At 63.2% G+C, this 16,808-nt stretch carries 17 protein-coding genes and 1 tRNA gene; 9 read left to right on the top strand and 9 right to left on the bottom strand.

The genetic code is table 11. From position 1 onward, the window contains the following. Positions 1 to 40: 40 nt before the first annotated feature. Together AC0SZ7_RS14910 and AC0SZ7_RS14905 are read right to left on the bottom strand one after the other, a co-directional pair. A complete protein-coding gene (locus AC0SZ7_RS14910; RefSeq protein WP_475505108.1) occupies positions 41 to 787 on the bottom strand; it encodes an ABC transporter substrate-binding protein in 747 nt (248 codons plus the stop codon). A gap of 13 nt (positions 788 to 800) precedes the next feature. Continuing rightward, positions 801 to 1,574, bottom strand: a complete 774-nt coding sequence (locus tag AC0SZ7_RS14905) for an ABC transporter ATP-binding protein (protein ID WP_475505107.1) — start codon at positions 1,572 to 1,574, stop codon at positions 801 to 803. Between the two features lie 594 nt (positions 1,575 to 2,168). On the opposite strand from AC0SZ7_RS14905, the gene gabP reads away from it, so the two are divergent. Both gabP and AC0SZ7_RS14895 read left to right on the top strand, forming a co-directional pair. Beyond that, the gene (gene gabP / locus AC0SZ7_RS14900; RefSeq protein WP_475505106.1) at positions 2,169 to 3,563 is read left to right on the top strand and encodes a GABA permease; all 1,395 of its coding nucleotides are present in this window, start codon (positions 2,169 to 2,171) and stop codon (positions 3,561 to 3,563) included. 186 nt (positions 3,564 to 3,749) lie between these two features. After that, the gene (locus AC0SZ7_RS14895) at positions 3,750 to 4,226 is read left to right on the top strand and encodes a WbuC family cupin fold metalloprotein (protein WP_475505105.1); all 477 of its coding nucleotides are present in this window, start codon (positions 3,750 to 3,752) and stop codon (positions 4,224 to 4,226) included. 27 nt (positions 4,227 to 4,253) lie between these two features. Here AC0SZ7_RS14895 and AC0SZ7_RS14890 read toward each other — a convergent pair whose 3' ends face one another. From AC0SZ7_RS14890 to AC0SZ7_RS14860, 7 genes are all read right to left on the bottom strand, one after another. Beyond that, positions 4,254 to 4,973 carry a CatB-related O-acetyltransferase gene (locus AC0SZ7_RS14890; protein ID WP_475505104.1) on the bottom strand — a complete coding sequence of 240 codons (720 nt, stop codon included), beginning with the start codon at positions 4,971 to 4,973 and terminating at the stop codon, positions 4,254 to 4,256. 177 nt (positions 4,974 to 5,150) lie between these two features. After that, a complete protein-coding gene (locus tag AC0SZ7_RS14885; protein WP_475505103.1) occupies positions 5,151 to 5,579 on the bottom strand; it encodes a hypothetical protein in 429 nt (142 codons plus the stop codon). 85 nt (positions 5,580 to 5,664) lie between these two features. Next, positions 5,665 to 6,486: an acyltransferase gene (locus tag AC0SZ7_RS14880; protein ID WP_475505102.1), complete on the bottom strand. Its 822-nt coding sequence runs from the start codon at positions 6,484 to 6,486 to the stop codon at positions 5,665 to 5,667. Positions 6,487 to 6,771: 285 nt separating this feature from the next. After that, positions 6,772 to 6,847: transfer RNA gene (locus tag AC0SZ7_RS14875), tRNA-Phe, on the bottom strand. Between the two features lie 91 nt (positions 6,848 to 6,938). Continuing rightward, positions 6,939 to 7,211 carry an oxidative damage protection protein gene (locus tag AC0SZ7_RS14870; protein ID WP_008367870.1) on the bottom strand — a complete coding sequence of 91 codons (273 nt, stop codon included), beginning with the start codon at positions 7,209 to 7,211 and terminating at the stop codon, positions 6,939 to 6,941. Then, entirely contained in the window at positions 7,208 to 8,275 is a 1,068-nt protein-coding gene (mutY, locus tag AC0SZ7_RS14865; protein ID WP_475505101.1) for an A/G-specific adenine glycosylase, read from the bottom strand. The genes AC0SZ7_RS14870 and mutY overlap by 4 nt, the downstream gene beginning before the upstream one ends. After that, positions 8,272 to 10,506 (bottom strand): AsmA family protein, encoded by a 2,235-nt coding sequence (locus AC0SZ7_RS14860; protein ID WP_475505100.1) that lies wholly within the window; start codon positions 10,504 to 10,506, stop codon positions 8,272 to 8,274. Before AC0SZ7_RS14860 ends, mutY begins: the two co-directional genes overlap by 4 nt. Positions 10,507 to 10,862: 356 nt before the next feature. Between AC0SZ7_RS14860 and AC0SZ7_RS14855 the strand changes: the two genes are divergently transcribed. From AC0SZ7_RS14855 to AC0SZ7_RS14825, 7 genes are all read left to right on the top strand, one after another. Further along, positions 10,863 to 12,527 (top strand): OFA family MFS transporter, encoded by a 1,665-nt coding sequence (locus AC0SZ7_RS14855; protein ID WP_475505099.1) that lies wholly within the window; start codon positions 10,863 to 10,865, stop codon positions 12,525 to 12,527. 199 nt (positions 12,528 to 12,726) lie between these two features. After that, positions 12,727 to 13,320: an imidazoleglycerol-phosphate dehydratase HisB gene (hisB, locus tag AC0SZ7_RS14850; protein WP_008367877.1), complete on the top strand. Its 594-nt coding sequence runs from the start codon at positions 12,727 to 12,729 to the stop codon at positions 13,318 to 13,320. Further along, a complete protein-coding gene (gene hisH / locus AC0SZ7_RS14845) occupies positions 13,320 to 13,958 on the top strand; it encodes an imidazole glycerol phosphate synthase subunit HisH (RefSeq protein ID WP_416421984.1) in 639 nt (212 codons plus the stop codon). Before hisB ends, hisH begins: the two co-directional genes overlap by 1 nt. Then, the gene (locus AC0SZ7_RS14840; protein WP_027979891.1) at positions 13,958 to 14,212 is read left to right on the top strand and encodes a DUF2164 domain-containing protein; all 255 of its coding nucleotides are present in this window, start codon (positions 13,958 to 13,960) and stop codon (positions 14,210 to 14,212) included. Before hisH ends, AC0SZ7_RS14840 begins: the two co-directional genes overlap by 1 nt. A 40-nt stretch (positions 14,213 to 14,252) precedes the next feature. After that, a complete protein-coding gene (gene hisA / locus AC0SZ7_RS14835; RefSeq protein WP_475505098.1) occupies positions 14,253 to 14,990 on the top strand; it encodes a 1-(5-phosphoribosyl)-5-[(5-phosphoribosylamino)methylideneamino]imidazole-4-carboxamide isomerase in 738 nt (245 codons plus the stop codon). Between the two features lie 10 nt (positions 14,991 to 15,000). Beyond that, complete coding sequence (gene hisF, locus AC0SZ7_RS14830) at positions 15,001 to 15,771, top strand: imidazole glycerol phosphate synthase subunit HisF (RefSeq protein ID WP_416421987.1); 771 nt, start codon at positions 15,001 to 15,003, stop codon at positions 15,769 to 15,771. Positions 15,772 to 15,923: 152 nt separating this feature from the next. After that, positions 15,924 to 16,679 carry a substrate-binding periplasmic protein gene (locus AC0SZ7_RS14825; RefSeq protein ID WP_475505097.1) on the top strand — a complete coding sequence of 252 codons (756 nt, stop codon included), beginning with the start codon at positions 15,924 to 15,926 and terminating at the stop codon, positions 16,677 to 16,679. Positions 16,680 to 16,808: the final 129 nt, after the last annotated feature.

The following is a 16,808-nucleotide window of genomic DNA, read 5'->3' as shown; positions in this document are numbered from 1 at the left end:
ACCAGCCGCCGCGCACGGGGCGCGGCGGTAGTCGGGCAGGTCATTCGATGCTGAACGGGAAGTACTTGTCGTTGATCTTCTTGTAGGTGCCGTCGGCCTTGATTTCTTTCAGGGCGGCGTTCAGCTTCTCACGCAGGGCGTCGCCTTTACGTACGGCGATACCGATCTTGTCGCTTTGCTCAACAGGCTCGCCCTTGAACTCGTAGTCCTTGCCGGCCGCCGATTTCAGCCACTCGTAGTTGGCGTACTTGTCGGCCAGGATGCCGTCCAGGCGGCCCGAGGTCAGGTCCAGGTAAGCGTTTTCCTGGGTGTCGTACAGTTTCACCTGCACGTCCGGCATGTTGTCTTCCAGCCAGGTGCCCGACAGGGTGGAGCGCTGGGTGCCGATGATCTTGTCTTTCAGCGCGTCCTTGTCCACCTGGAAGTCGACGTTCTTGGCGGCGATGAACTGCAGCTTGTTGGTGTAGTACGGGTCGGTGAAGTCGACGGCCTGCTTGCGCTCGTCGGTGATGGACATGGACGAGATCAGGAAGTCGAATTTCTTCGCGTTCAGGGCCGGGATGATGCCGTCCCAGTCGGAGGTGACGATTTCACACTCCACTTTCATCTTGGCGCACAGGGCCTTGCCGATGTCGGCGTCGAAGCCGACGACGTTGCCGCTGGCGTCCTTACTGTTGAACGGAGGGTAGGCGGCTTCGATGCCCATCTTCAGGGTGTCGGCCATCACGTTGGCGCTCATCGCCAGGCTGGCGGCAACGGCCAGGATCAATTTTTTGTAAGTCTGCATGCGTGATGCTCCGTTAACGGTTGCTGGACATGAATTGTTTGCAGCGTGCCGACACTGGGTTGTCGAATACTTGATCAGGTGTGCCTTGTTCTTCCACCAGCCCCTGGTGCAGGAACACCACTTCGCTGGACACCTGGCGGGCAAAGCTCATTTCGTGGGTGACCAGCAGCATGGTACGGCCTTCTTCGGCCAGGTTGCGGATCACGCTCAGTACTTCCTGGACCATTTCGGGGTCCAGCGCCGAGGTGGGCTCGTCGAACAGGATCACTTTAGGCTGCATGGCCAGGGTGCGCGCGATGGCTGCGCGCTGTTGCTGGCCGCCCGACAGCTGGTTGGGGTACACGTGGCGCTTGTCGGCGATGCCGACCTTGGCCAGCAGCGCTTCGGCCACTTCAATGGCCTCGGCCTTGCTTTGGCCCAGCACGCGGCGCGGCGCCTCGATGATGTTGTCGAGCACGGTCATGTGCGGCCAGAGGTTGAAGTTCTGGAACACGAAGCCGATTTCGCTGCGCATGCGGTTGATTTGGCGGTTGTCGGCGGCCACCAGCTCGCCGTTGCGCGCCGCCTTCAGTTTCAGCTCTTCACCGGCCACGAAGATTTGCCCCTCGTGCGGGTTCTCCAGCAGGTTGGTGCAGCGCAGCAGGGTCGACTTGCCCGAGCCGGACGAGCCCAGGATCGAGATCACGGCGCCTTCCTGGGCGCTCAGCGAAACGCCCTTGAGCACCTCAAGCTGTCCGTAACGTTTGTGCAGGTTGCGGATTTCCAGCGCGGGCGTGGCCTGGGCCATGTGCGGTCCTCATCTATACGGTTGCGTTCCCGCCCTGAAGCGGTGCGCCAAACTAGCATGGCGCCGCCGTTATGGCAGTGGGCACGGGCACGGGGTGTCGCATGGCTGTAGCGGCATGTCGCCGACCAACGCCCATGGGGCCCGCGCGCAAGCGGGTGCGCGTGAAAAAAGGCGCGATGGTGCCAGTTTTGGCCGCCAATGGAAAGTAACCATTCATTAAACCGACCGGTGTGCACTGTGCCCAGTCACGTCCGTTGGTTGCACGTTTTTGTCGCTAAAACCCGTGCCAGGTTGCACCTTTGGTTGCACTTAAATTGTGCATCGGTGTTACCGAAGTCAGTTTTTGGTGCGACATTTCGTCCTGTTATTGTGTAGGCCGGTAACCCTTGGTTACAGGTGTGACGAAATGTCATTTTGATCAAGGGCTTGACCAATAGGGCTCAAAAGGCCGTCCTAGCGCTTTGGCATCAATCGTGAAAGGTTTTGGCGCAATATTTGCGTAAAAAATCCTCAACGGCATGTTGCATTCCCACAACACGGGTAGGTGTAACGCCAATTGCTGGACCGAACGCTATTCTTTGCATAGGTAGTTTTATGAGCAATAAGCACAACCACAACGACCTCGGGTCGGGGCTCAAACAGCGTCACGTGACCATGCTGTCCATCGCCGGTGTTATCGGCGCCGGCTTGTTCGTGGGTTCCGGCCATGCCATCGCCGAAGCCGGCCCTGCCGTGCTGCTGGCGTACGCCGCAGCCGGTACGCTGGTAGTCCTGGTGATGCGCATGCTGGCCGAAATGGCCATCGCGCAACCGGACACTGGCTCGTTCTCTACTTACGCTGACCGTGCCATCGGCCACTGGGCCGGTTTCACCATCGGCTGGCTGTACTGGTGGTTCTGGGTACTGGTGATTCCGCTGGAGGCCAACGCCGCCGCCGGCATCCTGCATGCCTGGTTCCCGGACATTGCCGTATGGGTGTTCACCCTGGTGATTACCCTGGTGCTGACCGGTACCAACCTGCTCAACGTGAAGAACTACGGTGAATTCGAGTTCTGGTTCGCGCTGATCAAGGTTATCGCCATCATCGGCTTCATCGTTCTTGGCGCTGCTGCCGTGTTCGGCCTGGTGCCGGGCAGCCAGGTCAGCGGTGTCAGCCACATCGTCGACACCGTGGGCTTCATGCCCAACGGCCTGGGCGCCGTGGTTGCAGCCATGCTGACCACCATGTTCTCGTTCATGGGTACCGAGATCGTCACCATCGCGGCTGCCGAATCGAAGGACCCGGGCAAGCAGATCACCAAGGCCACCAACTCGGTGATCTGGCGGATCTTCCTGTTCTACCTCGTGTCGATCTTCCTGGTCGTGGCCCTGGTGCCATGGAACAACCCGGCGCTGCCGGCCATTGGTTCGTACCAGACCGTGCTGAACCTGATTGGCGTGCCTAACGCCAAGATGATCGTTGACGTGGTGGTACTGGTTGCCGTGACCAGCTGCCTGAACTCGGCGCTGTACACCTCCTCGCGCATGCTCTACTCGCTGAGCAAGCGTGGCGACGCGCCGAAGATGGCCCAGCGCACCAGCAAGGGCGGCACTCCGTACTGGGCCGTGCTGCTGTCCACCGCTGCGGCCTTCCTGGCTGTGTTCGCCAACTACGTTGCCCCGGCTGAAGTGTTCGACTTCCTGCTGGCCAGCTCCGGCGCCATCGCCCTGCTGGTGTACCTGGTGATTGCCGTGTCGCAACTGCGCATGCGCAAACAGCGTGAGCAGAAAGGCGAGAAGGTCGAGTTCAAGATGTGGGCGTTCCCGGTGCTGACCTGGCTGGTGATTGCGTTCATCATCGCGGTACTGACCATCATGGCTATCCGTGTTGACCACCGCGTGGAGATCCTGGCCACTGGCCTGCTGACCGTTGCCGTGGTTGCGGCTGGGCTGCTGGTTGACCGTCGTCGCAAGGCCCTGCCGCAAGGCCAGGCTGCGTTCGGCAAGTGATTGTGGTTGCGCCCTGACGCGGCCTGCGGCCGCTGCTACAGGTGGCCCGTAGGCCGCGTCCAGGGCCGCCAAAAACCTGAAAGCCGCTGTCAGCGATGACAGCGGCTTTTTTGTGGGCGGCGTTCAGGAGAATTTCACCAACCCGCAGGCATACTGGGCCTTTCAACTCGAACCGTGCCCAGCCCCATGAAGCAGATCACCACCGCGCTCCTCGACGAACTCACCGCCCGCGCCCAGCAGGCGCCACGCCTGCGCGCGCACCACAACATGCACCCGCAGTTGGCCGACCCCACCCAGCGCCTGGCCGTGGCCATGGAGCCGGGCACCTACGTGCGTGCCCACCGCCACCCGCACACCTTCGAGCTGCTGCATTCGTTGCGTGGGCGTTTCGTGGTGCTGCACTTCAACGACGCCGGCCAGGTGACCGACCGCGTAGTGCTGGGCGAAGAGGTAAAAATGGTCGAGACCCCGGCCGGGGTCTGGCATGCGGTGCTGTCGCTGGATGAAGGCGCGGTGATCTTCGAGGTGAAGGATGGCGTGTACACGCCTATCCCCGAGGAAGACTACATGCCCTGGACCGTCGCCGAGGGCGCGCCAGGCATGGAAGCGATTATCGCCTGGTACGCCACCGCCCAAATCGGCGACAGCTTCCCAGGCCTGTAACCCGCACCCATACCCACGCGCGTGTGGCTAGCGCTGCACCCGCAGCGGCGACGTGCTGACCTGTACCGTGGCGTCGCTGAACGGCTTGGGTGGCAGCTTGGCCAGCGCGGCCAGGAACGCTTGCGGGTCTTCGGTGGGCAGCTGCGCCAGCTCGCTCTGGTCGTGCTCCCACCAGCGGCTGGCCAGCAGTTGCTCGCGCAGCGGCTCTTCGAAGCGGTAGCGGATCATTTTCGCCGGTGAGCCGGCAACCACGGTGTAGGGCGGTACGTCGCGGGTCACCAGGGACTGGGCGCCGATCACCGCGCCGGTGCCGATGGTGATGCCTTCCATGATGATCACGTCGCGGCCAATCCACACGTCGTGGCCAATGGTGGTGGGCGTCACGTCCCAGTGCGCAGGCAGCGAGGGCATGGCTTCCAGGCGGCTGTCGATCAGCGCGACGTTGGTGGACAGCCAGTGCATGGGATGCTGCTTGCGGTTCTGGCCGATGACGCAGTTGGTGCCGATGGAGCAGTAGCGGCCGATGCTGCTGACGTCGCGCAGTTCGGTGTTGCTGACGATGTCGGTGAAGGCGCCGATGCGCAGGTCTTTCGAAAACACCTTCACGGTGTGCAGCTTTACGTGGCGTTCCAGGGTGAGCTTGACCTTGCCGCGCAGGCCGCGCGTGCCGCAGTCAACACGGCAGCGGTGCTGGCGCAGGGCGCGTTTGAGGGTGTGGTCGAGCCAGATCCGTTTCAGCATGTTCATTGTTGTATGGGTTCTGTTACTTGGCAGAACGCGAATACTGAAGTGCCGGCGCGCGCCACGCAAGCGCACAACCGTAACCGGGTGCGGGGGTAAATTCTGTGGGAGCTGGCTTGCCAGCGAGCTGTTGAGGCCCGAAAAGCTCGCTGGCAAGCCAGCTCCCACAAGCGCGTGGGGGTATCAGGCAGCCTGCGGCTGGATGTGCAGGTTGCCGTCGATGTCCTTCACCAGGCCGCTGGCCAGGAACAGCGGCACCAGGCGCTTGTGCAGCTCGGGCTCGACGAAGCCCTTGATGGCGGCAAGGTCCAGGATGGCGCCGTTGCCCAGCTCGGTCTTGGTGTACGACAGCCAGGCCTTCTTCAGAACCAGCAACACGTCGCTGCCGGCGGTCAGTGCGTAGCGGCGGTTCAGTACCTGCCCCTCAAGGGTGAAGGTGTGCTGGAATTCATAGCCGGTTTCATCGCCATTGCTGGTCAGGCAACGCACGCAGGTGCACGTGCCGTCGCCAAAGGCGGCGCGCAGGTAGCCGTTGAATTCGGTGACGGGCTTGAGCGACAGGCGCTTGTCTACTTCAAACAGGTCCCCGGTCATTTTTTCCTGGGTGCTCATGGTCAATTCCTCGGCGGTCGGTTTCACAGCGGTGCACCATACCAGCCGAGGGGTGGCAACGCTCCCCCCTGTTCATGCCATGTGTCTAATGCATCAGGGTGAACAGGCCCTTGCCGCCTACCTTGTAGTTGAGGTCGTGGGGGCGCTCGCCCATGGGCTTGGCGCCGCTGCCGCCGACAATCTTGTACGGCGCGATGTTCTTCGCCACCAAGGTGTTGGCCGTCACCACGGCGCCGCGGCCGATGCGCACGCTGTGGCCGATCAGCGCGCGGGTGGCGATCCAGGCGTAGTCATCGATGTGGATGGGCCCCGACACCGACCAGAACTCCGGCGCGGTGAGGTCGTGGGTGCCGGCAATAATCAGCACGTGCGAGGCAATGGCCACGTGGTCGCCGATGATCAGCCCGGCGCGCGCGTCGATCTGGCAATGCCAGGCGATAACGCTGTCGTTGCCGATGACCAGGTTTTCCACGCCCAACACTTCGGTGTTGCGCCAGATGGTCGAGCCCTTGCCGATTTTCGCCCCGCCCAGGCGCAGCCAGGCCAGGCGCACGTTGTGGCTGGGGATCTTGTTGATGATGATGTTGTAGGTTTGCTCCCACACGCGCAGCCAACGGTCTTTCAGCGTTGCCCAGTTCTTGCCGTAGCGTGGCACCAGGGTGGTGGGGATATCCTGGCGCAGGCGCTGGTACAGGCGCTTGGCGAGCGGGTCGGGAATGGCAGTCTCGATATTCACCGAGCAGATGCTGTAGCGGGCCTGGTCGCCCTCGCCCTCGGCGAACAGCATGTTGTTGCTCATGCCCCACTGGTACACCGTTTTCAGGCCGTCCAGGGTCACGCCCAGTTCTTCGGCCAGTGACGGCAGGCGATCGGGCAGGTCGGTAGAGTGAAATATGCGATGTTTCATGCCTGACAGTCCTTTGGGCGCCCACCGGGGATCGAGATGAGGCCAGTGGGTCGGGCCTCATGTAGCGGCCAACGCGCAAAGGTACTGGCAATTGGCCAAACAGCCGCAATATTAGCCCACAAAGGCGGGTACTGCCGTCCACCGTGCGTCGGCATTTTTCAAGGCTGATACGGTGAGGGGGCTGTTGTAGAGGGGCGGACAAGAAATCGCAGGCAACAAAAAACCCGCACTAGGCGGGTTTCTCGTGGCTTTCAGGTACTGCGTACACCACCTGAAAGCGAAAGGTGGTGCCCAGAGACGGAGTCGAACCGCCGACACGAGGATTTTCAATCCTCTGCTCTACCGACTGAGCTATCTGGGCAACGGGGCGCATTAAAAGGCTTTTTCGACCTTGCGTCAAGCACGATCGCAAAAAATTTTTAATTAATTCCTCCGCTTACGTTTTTCCGGGCTCATTCGCTCGGTGGCACGTAGCCTTCGGCCTGGGCGTAGTCTTCGCCGCTGAAGAACTTGTCCATTTCGCCCTGCAGGTATTTGCGGTCTTCGGCGTTCATCATGTTCAGGCGCTTTTCGTTGATCAGCAGCGTCTGGTGCTTCTGCCAGTCGGCCCAGGCCTTCTGCGAAACGTGTTCGAAGATGTCCTGGCCCTTGGCGCCCGGGTAGGGTGGGCGCTCAAGGCCTGGCAACTCTTCTTTGTACTTGCGGCACATTACGGTGCGGGTCATGACAACTCTCCTGCATTCAAGGCATCGGCCGCGCGTTTGAGCAGCTTCTTCACCGGGGCGGCAAGGCCCAGGCGCGGCGGGGTGGCGAGGTTATACCAGAGCCAGTCGGCCTCGGCCACGTGGTGGGCTGACTCTTCGACGTGTACCAGCCACGGCGCGATGGCCAGCTGGAAGTGGCTGAAGGTGTGCGTCAGCGGCTCCAGGGCCTTGGGTGGGGCCATCACCAGGGCATGCTGCGCGGTGAGGTGCTCGATGTCCTCGTAGCGGTCCAGCTCGGGCAGGCTCCACAAACCGCCCCACAGGCCGCTGGACGGCCGGCGGTAAAGCAGGATGGCGCCTTCGCGGTTCATCAGCAGGGGCATCAGCGTGTGTTTCAGCGGCACGGCTTTCTTCGGCTTGGGCACCGGGTAGCGAATTTCCAGGCCCAGCATGTGCGCCTGGCAGCCCTTTTCCAGCGGGCACAGCAGGCAGCTGGGCTTGGTGCGGGTGCACAGCGTGGCGCCCAGGTCCATCATCGCCTGGGTGTAGTTGTTCACCCGGGTATGCGGGGTGTAGCGCTCGGCGTTGGCCCACAACTGCTTGGCCACCTTGGGCTCGCCCGGGTAGCCTTCCTGGGCGGTGTAGCGCGCCAGTACGCGCTTCACGTTGCCGTCCAGGATAGGCGCGCGCAGGCCCATGCTGATGCTGGCGATGGCGCCGGCGGTGGACAGGCCGATGCCGGGCAGGTCGGTCAGCTTCTCGACGTCACGGGGGAATTCGCCGCCGTACTGCTCGACGACGATTTTCGCGGTTTTCTGCAGGTTGCGGGCGCGGGTGTAGTAGCCCAGCCCGGTCCACAGGTGCAGCACTTCGTCTTCAGGCGCCTCGGCCAACGCTTCCACGGTGGGCAGGGAAGCCATGAAGCGGTCGAAGTAGTTCAGCACGGTGCTGACCTGGGTTTGCTGCAACATGATCTCCGACACCCACACCCGGTAGGGGGTGATGCCCTGTTGCCAGGGCAGGTCGTGACGGCCGTTGCGGTCGAACCATTCCAGTATTGCGGTGGAAAATTGCTCTGGGTTCATCGTTTGAACAGACCTTTCAGCGTGTTTTTCAGCTCGGGGCTGACCTTGTCGCCGAATTTTTCTTCCAGTTTTTCGGTGATCCTGTCGCCGGCAACCTTGGCAGCTACCTTGCCCATGCCTTCGCGGTCGATACGGCAGGCCTTGGCCCCCAGTTCGATCGGACCGCGGCAGCGCAGTGGCCATTCAATGCCGGCGAAACGTTCGTTGACCTGGCAGGCGGGGTCGGGCATGTCGCTCTTGTCGCCATCCACCACCACGCCCACCTTGTAGTCCATGCCCAGCACGCGCAGGTCGATATCGCCGTCGCCGTTCACGGTAATGCCCGGTATGCGCACCTTCAGGTCCTGGTTGCTGGCCACGCCATTGCGCACCACCACGCTGCCTTTCAGTTCCTGGAAGGGCGTGTCCTTGCCGCGCGGGGTGCTGCTCAGGTCCTTGCGGTTGAGCGTGGCGATGCCCTGGCACACCTGCTGTTCCAGGTTGGCATTCACCAGCACGCCGTCGGTGAGGGCGAAGCTGGCGGTGCCGTTGAGGCTGTCGATCAGCGCCTTCTGGCTGTTGCCGGTGCCGGTGAGGTTGCTGTTCAGGGTCATCAGGCCGCGCACCGGGGCGGCGGCGCCGTCCTTGCCCTTGATAAAGTGCTCCACCGGCACTTTGTTCAGTTGCGTCTGCAGCGCCACCAGCGGTTTGTCGGGGCGCACGTCGAGGGTGCCCTTGGTGCTGAAGGTGCCGTCGTACAGGCCGCCGGACAGGTTTTCCAGGGTGATCAGGCCATCCTGGCCCTGAACTTTCAGGCTGGCGTCGTCGATGGGCCACTGGTGCAGGGTGAGCTGGCCGAAGCTAAGGTCGGCTGCCAGCGCAAGCTTGCGCAGGCGCTCCACGGGCAACAGGGTGTCGTTGCTCCAGGCGCCCTGGGTGGGTGCGCTGGGCAGCGGGGTGTCGCCGCCACCGCCAATGGCCGTGGCTTCGGTGGTCTTCACCTCGGCATCGCGTGCGGCGCCGGCGCTGGAAGCCTCGGCGCTTCTGGGCTTCATGTAGCGGTCGGCGTCGAATTTATCGCCCTTGAGCTGCACGGTGACGGCCTGCCGGGCGAAGTCGGTCACCGCCAGGCTGCCCACCAGGCTGCTGCCATCGAGCTTCACGGCCAGGCTATTGAGCGCCAGGCTGTTGCTGGTGCCCTCCAGGCGGCTGACCATTTCGAATTGGGTCAGGCTGCCGTCGGCCATGGCTGGCAGCGGCTGGTTGAGGCCGTCCATGAAGGCGCGCAGGTCCATCTGGGCGATGGAAATGCCACCGGTAACCTTGGGCTCGGTGCCCAGGTCGCGGGCATTCAGCTCACCCAGCGCGCGCAGCTGGTTGAACGACAGTTTCAGGTTGCTCCAGTCGGCCACGTTGGCGCCCAGGTCGACGTTGAGGTTGCCCTGCGCCGAGTAGGTCACGGTCTTGCCTTGCAGCGGGTCGCCGCTGGCTTCGCCGGCAAGCTTCATGTCGCTGAACTGGTAACGCTTGAGCGCGCGCTCCATGCGCAGCTCGCCGCTGAGTTCGGTGCGCGCGCGCAGGTTCGGCTGGTTGGTGCCCAGGAAGGCGGTCAGCTTCACCGGGATATCGATGCCGTCGTGCACCGGGCCGGTGCTCAGCTGGATGCTTTCGGCGGTCAGCTCGCGGCCGGTCTTGGCATCGCTGTAGTGCACCTGCGCGTTGTTCACGGTGAGGCTGTCGATGTCCAGCTTCACCGGGCGCTCGGCCTTGTCCGGGCTGCCCTGCGGCTCGGCTGCGGGGCTGGTGATATTGGGGTTCAGCACCTCGCCTGGGGCCGGCTGCTTGGGCAGCGGCTTGCCGATGTCCTGCCAGTTGCCGTGGCCGCTTTCGTCGCGGGTCAGGGTCAGGCTCAGGCCTTCGACGCGCACGTCGCTCATCTGCACTTCACGGCGCAGCAGCGGCAGCACGCGCACCGACAGGCCCAGCATCTGCAGGTCGGCGAACGGCGTGGTGGGGTGCTGCAAGGTCGCAATGCTGGCGTCGTGCAGCTCCAGGCCCAGCCACGGGAACAGGCTCCAGCCGATATCGCCATTGAGGGTCAGCTCGACGTGGGCCTTGTCGCGGGCCAGCTTGCGGATCTCGTCTTTGTAGTCGTTGGGATCGAAGAAGTGGGTCACGGCGAAACCGAGAGCCACAATGATCAGCAACAGCCCGAGAACACACAGCCCCAGGATTTTGCCGAACGCTTTCATGGGCGAGTCCTTGTAGTTTCGAATTCAAATTTAGCCCGCGAGTATAGCGCCACGGGCCAGCTGGCAGGGCAACACGGCCTGCAACTCGGGTTTTGCCGCGGAATCGACCTGTTTCAGAATATTTCTACACCGGATTTGCTGAACGGGCGGTGCAGATTCGACGCAAAAAGCGATATCAGATTGCTTCTACTGTAACCCTGCGGTGGTAATCTTTCGCCGTTCGCCGGTCAGGTTGCGGCTTTATGTCGCGAAAAGCCTGCAGCTGCCGATAAAACGACCGCATGCCTGCGTGCTTCAAGGTCGTGGGCGGCCAAGAGGGCCGTCGAACCATAAAAAATCCAAGGGGGAACAACACAATGAGCAGCACCATCACTTCGGGAGGCGTCGCCAGCGAGCAGCCGGCGTTCTTCTCCAAGGAGCGCATTATCGCCAAGCCGGGGTTCAACCGCTGGCTGGTACCACCGGCCGCGCTGGCCATTCACCTGTGCATCGGCATGGCCTACGGCTTCTCGGTGTTCTGGCTGCCACTGTCCAAGGCCATCGGCATTACCGCGGCCACTGCGTGCCCGGCCGACATGGGTTTCTTCGACCAGGTGTTCTCGTCCACCTGTGACTGGCCGATCTCGATGCTGGGCTGGATCTACACCCTGTTCTTCATCTTCCTGGGCTGCTCGGCGGCCATCTGGGGCGGCTGGCTGGAACACGCGGGCCCGCGCAAGGCCGGTACCGTGTCGGCATTGTGCTGGTGCGGCGGCCTGCTGATTTCGGCGCTGGGCGTGTACACGCACCAGATCGCGCTGATGTGGCTGGGCTCCGGGGTTATCGGCGGCATCGGCCTGGGGCTGGGCTATATCTCGCCGGTCTCGACCCTGATCAAGTGGTTCCCGGACAAGCGCGGCATGGCCACCGGCATGGCGATCATGGGCTTTGGCGGCGGTGCCATGGTGGGTGCGCCATTGGCCACCGCCCTGATGAGCCACTTCGCTACCCCCGACAGCGTCGGCGTGTGGCAGAGCTTCGTGGCCATGGCGGTGATCTATTTCGTGTTCATGCTCGGTGGTGCGTTGCTGTACCGCGTGCCACCTACCGGTTGGAAGCCCGAAGGCTGGACCGCGCCGGTGAAGAAGGCCAGCAACGCGATGATCACCCACCGCCACGTGCACGTCAGCGTTGCGTGGAAAACCCCGCAATTCGCCCTGGTGTGGCTGGTGCTGTGCCTTAACGTGTCGGCCGGTATCGGCATTCTCGGCATGGCTTCGCCACTGCTGCAGGAAGTGTTCGGCGGCAAGCTGCTGGGCCTGGACCTGACCTTCAGCCAGCTCAGCCCAGCGCAACTGGCGCAGATTGGCGCCATTGCCGCCGGCTTCACCGGGCTGCTCAGCCTGTTCAACATCGGTGGCCGCTTCTTCTGGGCGTCGTGCTCGGACTTCATCGGCCGCAAGAACACCTACTTCGTGTTCTTCGCCCTGGGCTTTGCGCTGTACGGCCTGGTGCCGAACCTGGGCCACCTGGGCAACGTTGCCCTGTTCGTGGCGGCGTTCTGCGTGGTGCTGTCCATGTACGGCGGCGGTTTCGCCACTGTGCCTGCGTACCTGGCCGACCTGTTCGGCACGCAAATGGTCGGCGCCATCCACGGCCGCCTGCTGACTGCCTGGGCTGCTGCCGGCGTGCTGGGCCCGGTGCTGGTGAACTACCTGCGCGAGTACCAGTTGAGCATCGGCGTGGAACGCGCCGCCGCCTACGACATCACCCTGTACATCCTCGCCGGCCTGCTGGTGCTGGGTTTCCTCTGCAACGCGCTGGTGCGCCCGGTGGCCGACAAGCACTTCATGACCGAAGCGCAGCTGGCGGCCGAACAGGCGCTGGGCCATGACAAGGGCGCCGACGCCAGCACCGTGCTGGAATGGAAAGCGGCCCCGGGCAGCAAGCCGCTGGCCGTGCTGGCCTGGCTGGTGGTGGGTATTCCGCTGGCGTGGGGCGTGGTCGTGACCCTGCAGAAAACTGCGGTGCTGTTCCACTGATACACCATCAGGCCCCTTGAAGGGGGCCTGAACCTGTGGGAGCTGGCTTGCCAGCGAGCTTTTTAAGGCTGAAAAGCTCGCTGGCAAGCCAGCTCCCACAAACGCACCGGTCAGTTCATGTCAGCCTTTTGTTTCTGTTTGCCGCCCGCCCGGCCTATAATGTCTGCCTTTTTCGCCCAATGATTTTGCGGAGCTGGTGATGGCCGAACGTAAGGCGTCCGTCGAGCGCAACACTCTGGAAACCCAGATCAAAGCCTCGATCAACCTGGATGGCACCGGAAAGGCCCGATTTGATATCGGGGTTCCCTTCCTTGAACACATGCTCGATCAGATCGCCCGTCACGGGCTGATCGACCTGGATATCGAGTGCAAGGGCGACCTGCATATCGACGACCACCATACCGTCGAGGACGTGGGTATCACCCTGGGCCAGGCGTTCAACCAGGCCATCGGCGACAAGAAAGGCATCTTCCGCTACGGCCACGCCTACGTGCCGTTGGACGAAGCGCTGTCGCGCGTGGTCATCGACTTCTCCGGCCGCCCAGGCCTGCAGATGCACGTGCCCTACACCCGCGCCTCCGTCGGCGGCTTCGACGTTGACCTGTTCCAGGAATTCTTCCAGGGCTTCGTCAACCACGCCAACGTCACCCTGCACATCGACAACCTGCGTGGGCACAACACCCACCACCAGATCGAGACCGTGTTCAAGGCGTTCGGCCGCGCACTGCGCATGGCCATCACCCTGGACGAGCGCATGGCCGGGCAAATGCCTTCCACCAAAGGTTGCCTGTAATGCAGACGGTAGCGGTTATCGACTATGGCATGGGCAACCTGCACTCGGTGGCCAAGGCCCTGGAGCACGTGGGTGCCGGCAAGGTCCTGATCACCAGCGACGCCGCGGTCATCCGCGAAGCCGACCGCGTGGTGTTCCCCGGCGTGGGCGCGATTCGCGACTGCATGGCCGAGATCAAGCGCCTGGGCTTCGACGCCCTGGTGCGTGAAGTCAGCCTGGACCGTCCGTTCCTGGGTATCTGCGTGGGCATGCAGGCCCTGCTGGACCACAGCGAAGAGAACGACGGCGTCGACTGCATCGGCCTGTTCCCCGGCAACGTGAAGTTCTTCGGCAAGGACCTGCACGAAGACGGCGCGCACCTGAAAGTGCCGCACATGGGCTGGAACGAAGTCACCCAGAGCGTCGACCACCCGCTGTGGCACAACATTCCGGACCTGGCGCGCTTCTACTTCGTGCACAGCTACTACATTGCCGCCGCCAAGGCCGGCCAGGTAGTGGGCCGTGGGCACTACGGCGTCGACTTCGCCGCAGCGCTGGCCGAAGGGTCGCGCTTTGCCGTGCAGTTCCACCCCGAGAAGAGCCACACCCATGGCCTGCAGCTGCTGCAGAACTTCGCCGCATGGGATGGCCGCTGGTAATGAGCAAGAAGAAACCGCCGATCCTCACGCTCACCCCCGAGCAGGAAAGCCAGGCCACCACGAAGATCAAGCGCTTCATGGAGGACCGTTTCGAGCTGGACCTGGGGTCGTTCGAGGCGGCGGAGATTCTTGAGCTGTTTACCCGCGAAATTGCTCCGCACTATTACAACAGGGCGATTTTCGATGTTCAGGCGCACCTCAAGGAGCGTTTCGAGAGCATTGAAAGCGACCTGTGGGCGCTCGAGAAAAACTGATCTCGAGCATCGCTGAAAAATCGAATTGAAGGTTTGCCAGATGCTGATTATCCCCGCTATCGATCTTAAAGACGGTGCCTGCGTACGTCTGCGCCAGGGCCGCATGGAAGATTCCACGGTGTTCTCCGATGACCCGGTGAGCATGGCTGCCAAGTGGGTGGAGGGCGGTTGCCGCCGTCTGCATCTGGTCGACCTGAACGGCGCCTTCGAAGGCCAGCCGGTGAACGGTGAAGTGGTTACCGCCATCGCCAAGCGCTACCCCAACCTGCCGATCCAGATCGGCGGCGGCATCCGCTCGCTGGAAACCATCGAGCACTACGTGAAAGCCGGCGTCAGCTACGTGATCATCGGCACCAAGGCGGTGAAAGAGCCGGAGTTCGTGGCCGAGGCCTGCAAGGCCTTCCCGGGCAAGGTCATCGTCGGCCTGGACGCCAAGGACGGCTTCGTCGCCACCGACGGCTGGGCTGAAGTGAGCACCGTGCAGGTCATCGACCTGGCCAAGCGCTTCGAAGCCGACGGCGTCAGCGCCATCGTCTACACCGACATCGCCAAGGACGGGATGATGCAGGGCTGCAACGTGCCGTTCACCGCTGCCCTGGCTGCGGCCACGCGCATTCCGGTGATCGCCTCGGGTGGCATCCACAACCTGGGCGACATCAAGGCCCTGCTGGACGCCAAGGCGCCGGGCATCATCGGTGCAATCACCGGCCGCGCCATCTACGAAGGCACCCTGGACGTCGCCGAAGCCCAGGCTTTCTGCGACTCCTACAAAGGCTGAGGAACAGACCATGGCGCTGGCCAAACGCATCATCCCTTGCCTCGACGTGGACAACGGCCGCGTGGTGAAGGGCGTGAAGTTCGAGAACATCCGCGACGCCGGTGACCCGGTGGAAATCGCCCGTCGCTACGACGAGCAGGGCGCGGACGAAATCACCTTCCTGGACATCACCGCCAGCGTCGACGGCCGTGATACCACCCTGCATACCGTGGAACGCATGGCCAGCCAGGTGTTCATCCCGCTGACCGTGGGCGGTGGCGTGCGCACCGTGCAGGACATCCGCAACCTGCTCAACGCCGGTGCCGACAAGGTGTCCATCAACACGGCGGCGGTGTTCAACCCCGAATTCGTGGGTGAAGCCGCGCAGCACTTCGGTTCGCAGTGCATCGTGGTGGCCATCGACGCCAAGAAAGTCTCCGGCCCGGGCGAAACCCCGCGCTGGGAGATCTTCACCCACGGCGGCCGCAAACCTACCGGGCTGGACGCGGTAGAGTGGGCGATGAAGATGGAAGGCCTGGGCGCCGGCGAGATCCTGCTGACCAGCATGGACCAGGACGGCATGAAGAACGGCTTCGACCTGGGCGTCACCCGTGCCATCAGCGACGCGCTGGGCATTCCGGTGATCGCCTCGGGCGGCGTCGGCAACCTGCAGCACCTGGCCGACGGCGTGCTTGAAGGCCACGCCAGCGCCGTGCTGGCGGCCAGCATCTTCCACTTCGGCGAATACACCGTGCCGGAAGCGAAGGCGTTCATGGCCAAGCAGGGCATCGTCGTCCGCTGATACAAAGCCTGTGGGAGCGGGCTGGCCAGCGAGCTTTTGGGGTCTCAAACAGCTCGCGGGCAAGCCAGCTCCCACAGGTTTAATGATTTGCGGGTAATGGCTAATTGCCTTAGTGTTGCATTCGACAGCCATGGATCCGGGGCTCGACTCTCATGAAGCGTTTTGCATTCGCCTTGCTCGCCTGTGTCAGCCTGTCGTTTGCCCTGGGCGCCCGCGCCGAGGTGCCAGCCGACTACTCCATGGTGCTGCTGACCGAGAACTTCCCGCCGTACAACATGGCCGCCAACGGCAAGAACTTCGCCCGCGAAGAGAACATCCAGGGCATCGCCGCCGACGTGGTGCGCGAGATGTTCAAGCGCGCCGCCATCCCCTACAGCATGACCCTGCGTTTCCCCTGGGACCGCATCTACAAGCTGGCCATGCAAAGCCCCGGCTACGGCGTGTTCGTGACCGCGCGCCTGCCCGAGCGCGAGCAGGCGTTCAAGTGGGTGGGCCCCATAGGCCCCGATGACTGGATTCTGCTGGCGCGTGCCGACAGCAAGCTCAAGCTCGACAGCCTGGCCCAGGCGCGCCGGCTGAAGATAGGCGCGTACAAGGGCGACGCTATCGCCGAGACCCTGACCCGCGAAGGCATGCACCCGGTGATCGCCCTGCGCGACCAGGACAACGCCCAGAAGCTGGTGGATGGCGAGATCGACGTGTGGGCCACCGGTGACCCCGCAGGCCGCTACCTGGCGCGCCTGCAGGGCGTCAGCGGGCTCAAGACCGTGCTGCGCTTCAACAGCGCCCAGCTTTACCTGGCGTTGAACAAAGGCACCCCGGACGAGGTGGTGGCCCGCTTGCAGCAGGCGCTGGACCAGATGCGCGCCGAAGGCAACATCGACGACATCATGGCCCGTTACCTTTGACCCCCACCGCCCCGCGACATGCGTCCCATGACGCAGCCTGGCGGCAGCTGCTACATCCTGTGGGAGCGGGGGGGGCCCCCCGCGGGGGGGGGGGGAAAAAAACACGGGGCCGCCCGCCCCCCCCACCAA

The sequence above is a fragment of the Pseudomonas sp. JC1203 genome (assembly GCF_056175065.1).
This window is presented reverse-complemented; position numbering and strand designations above follow the sequence as displayed.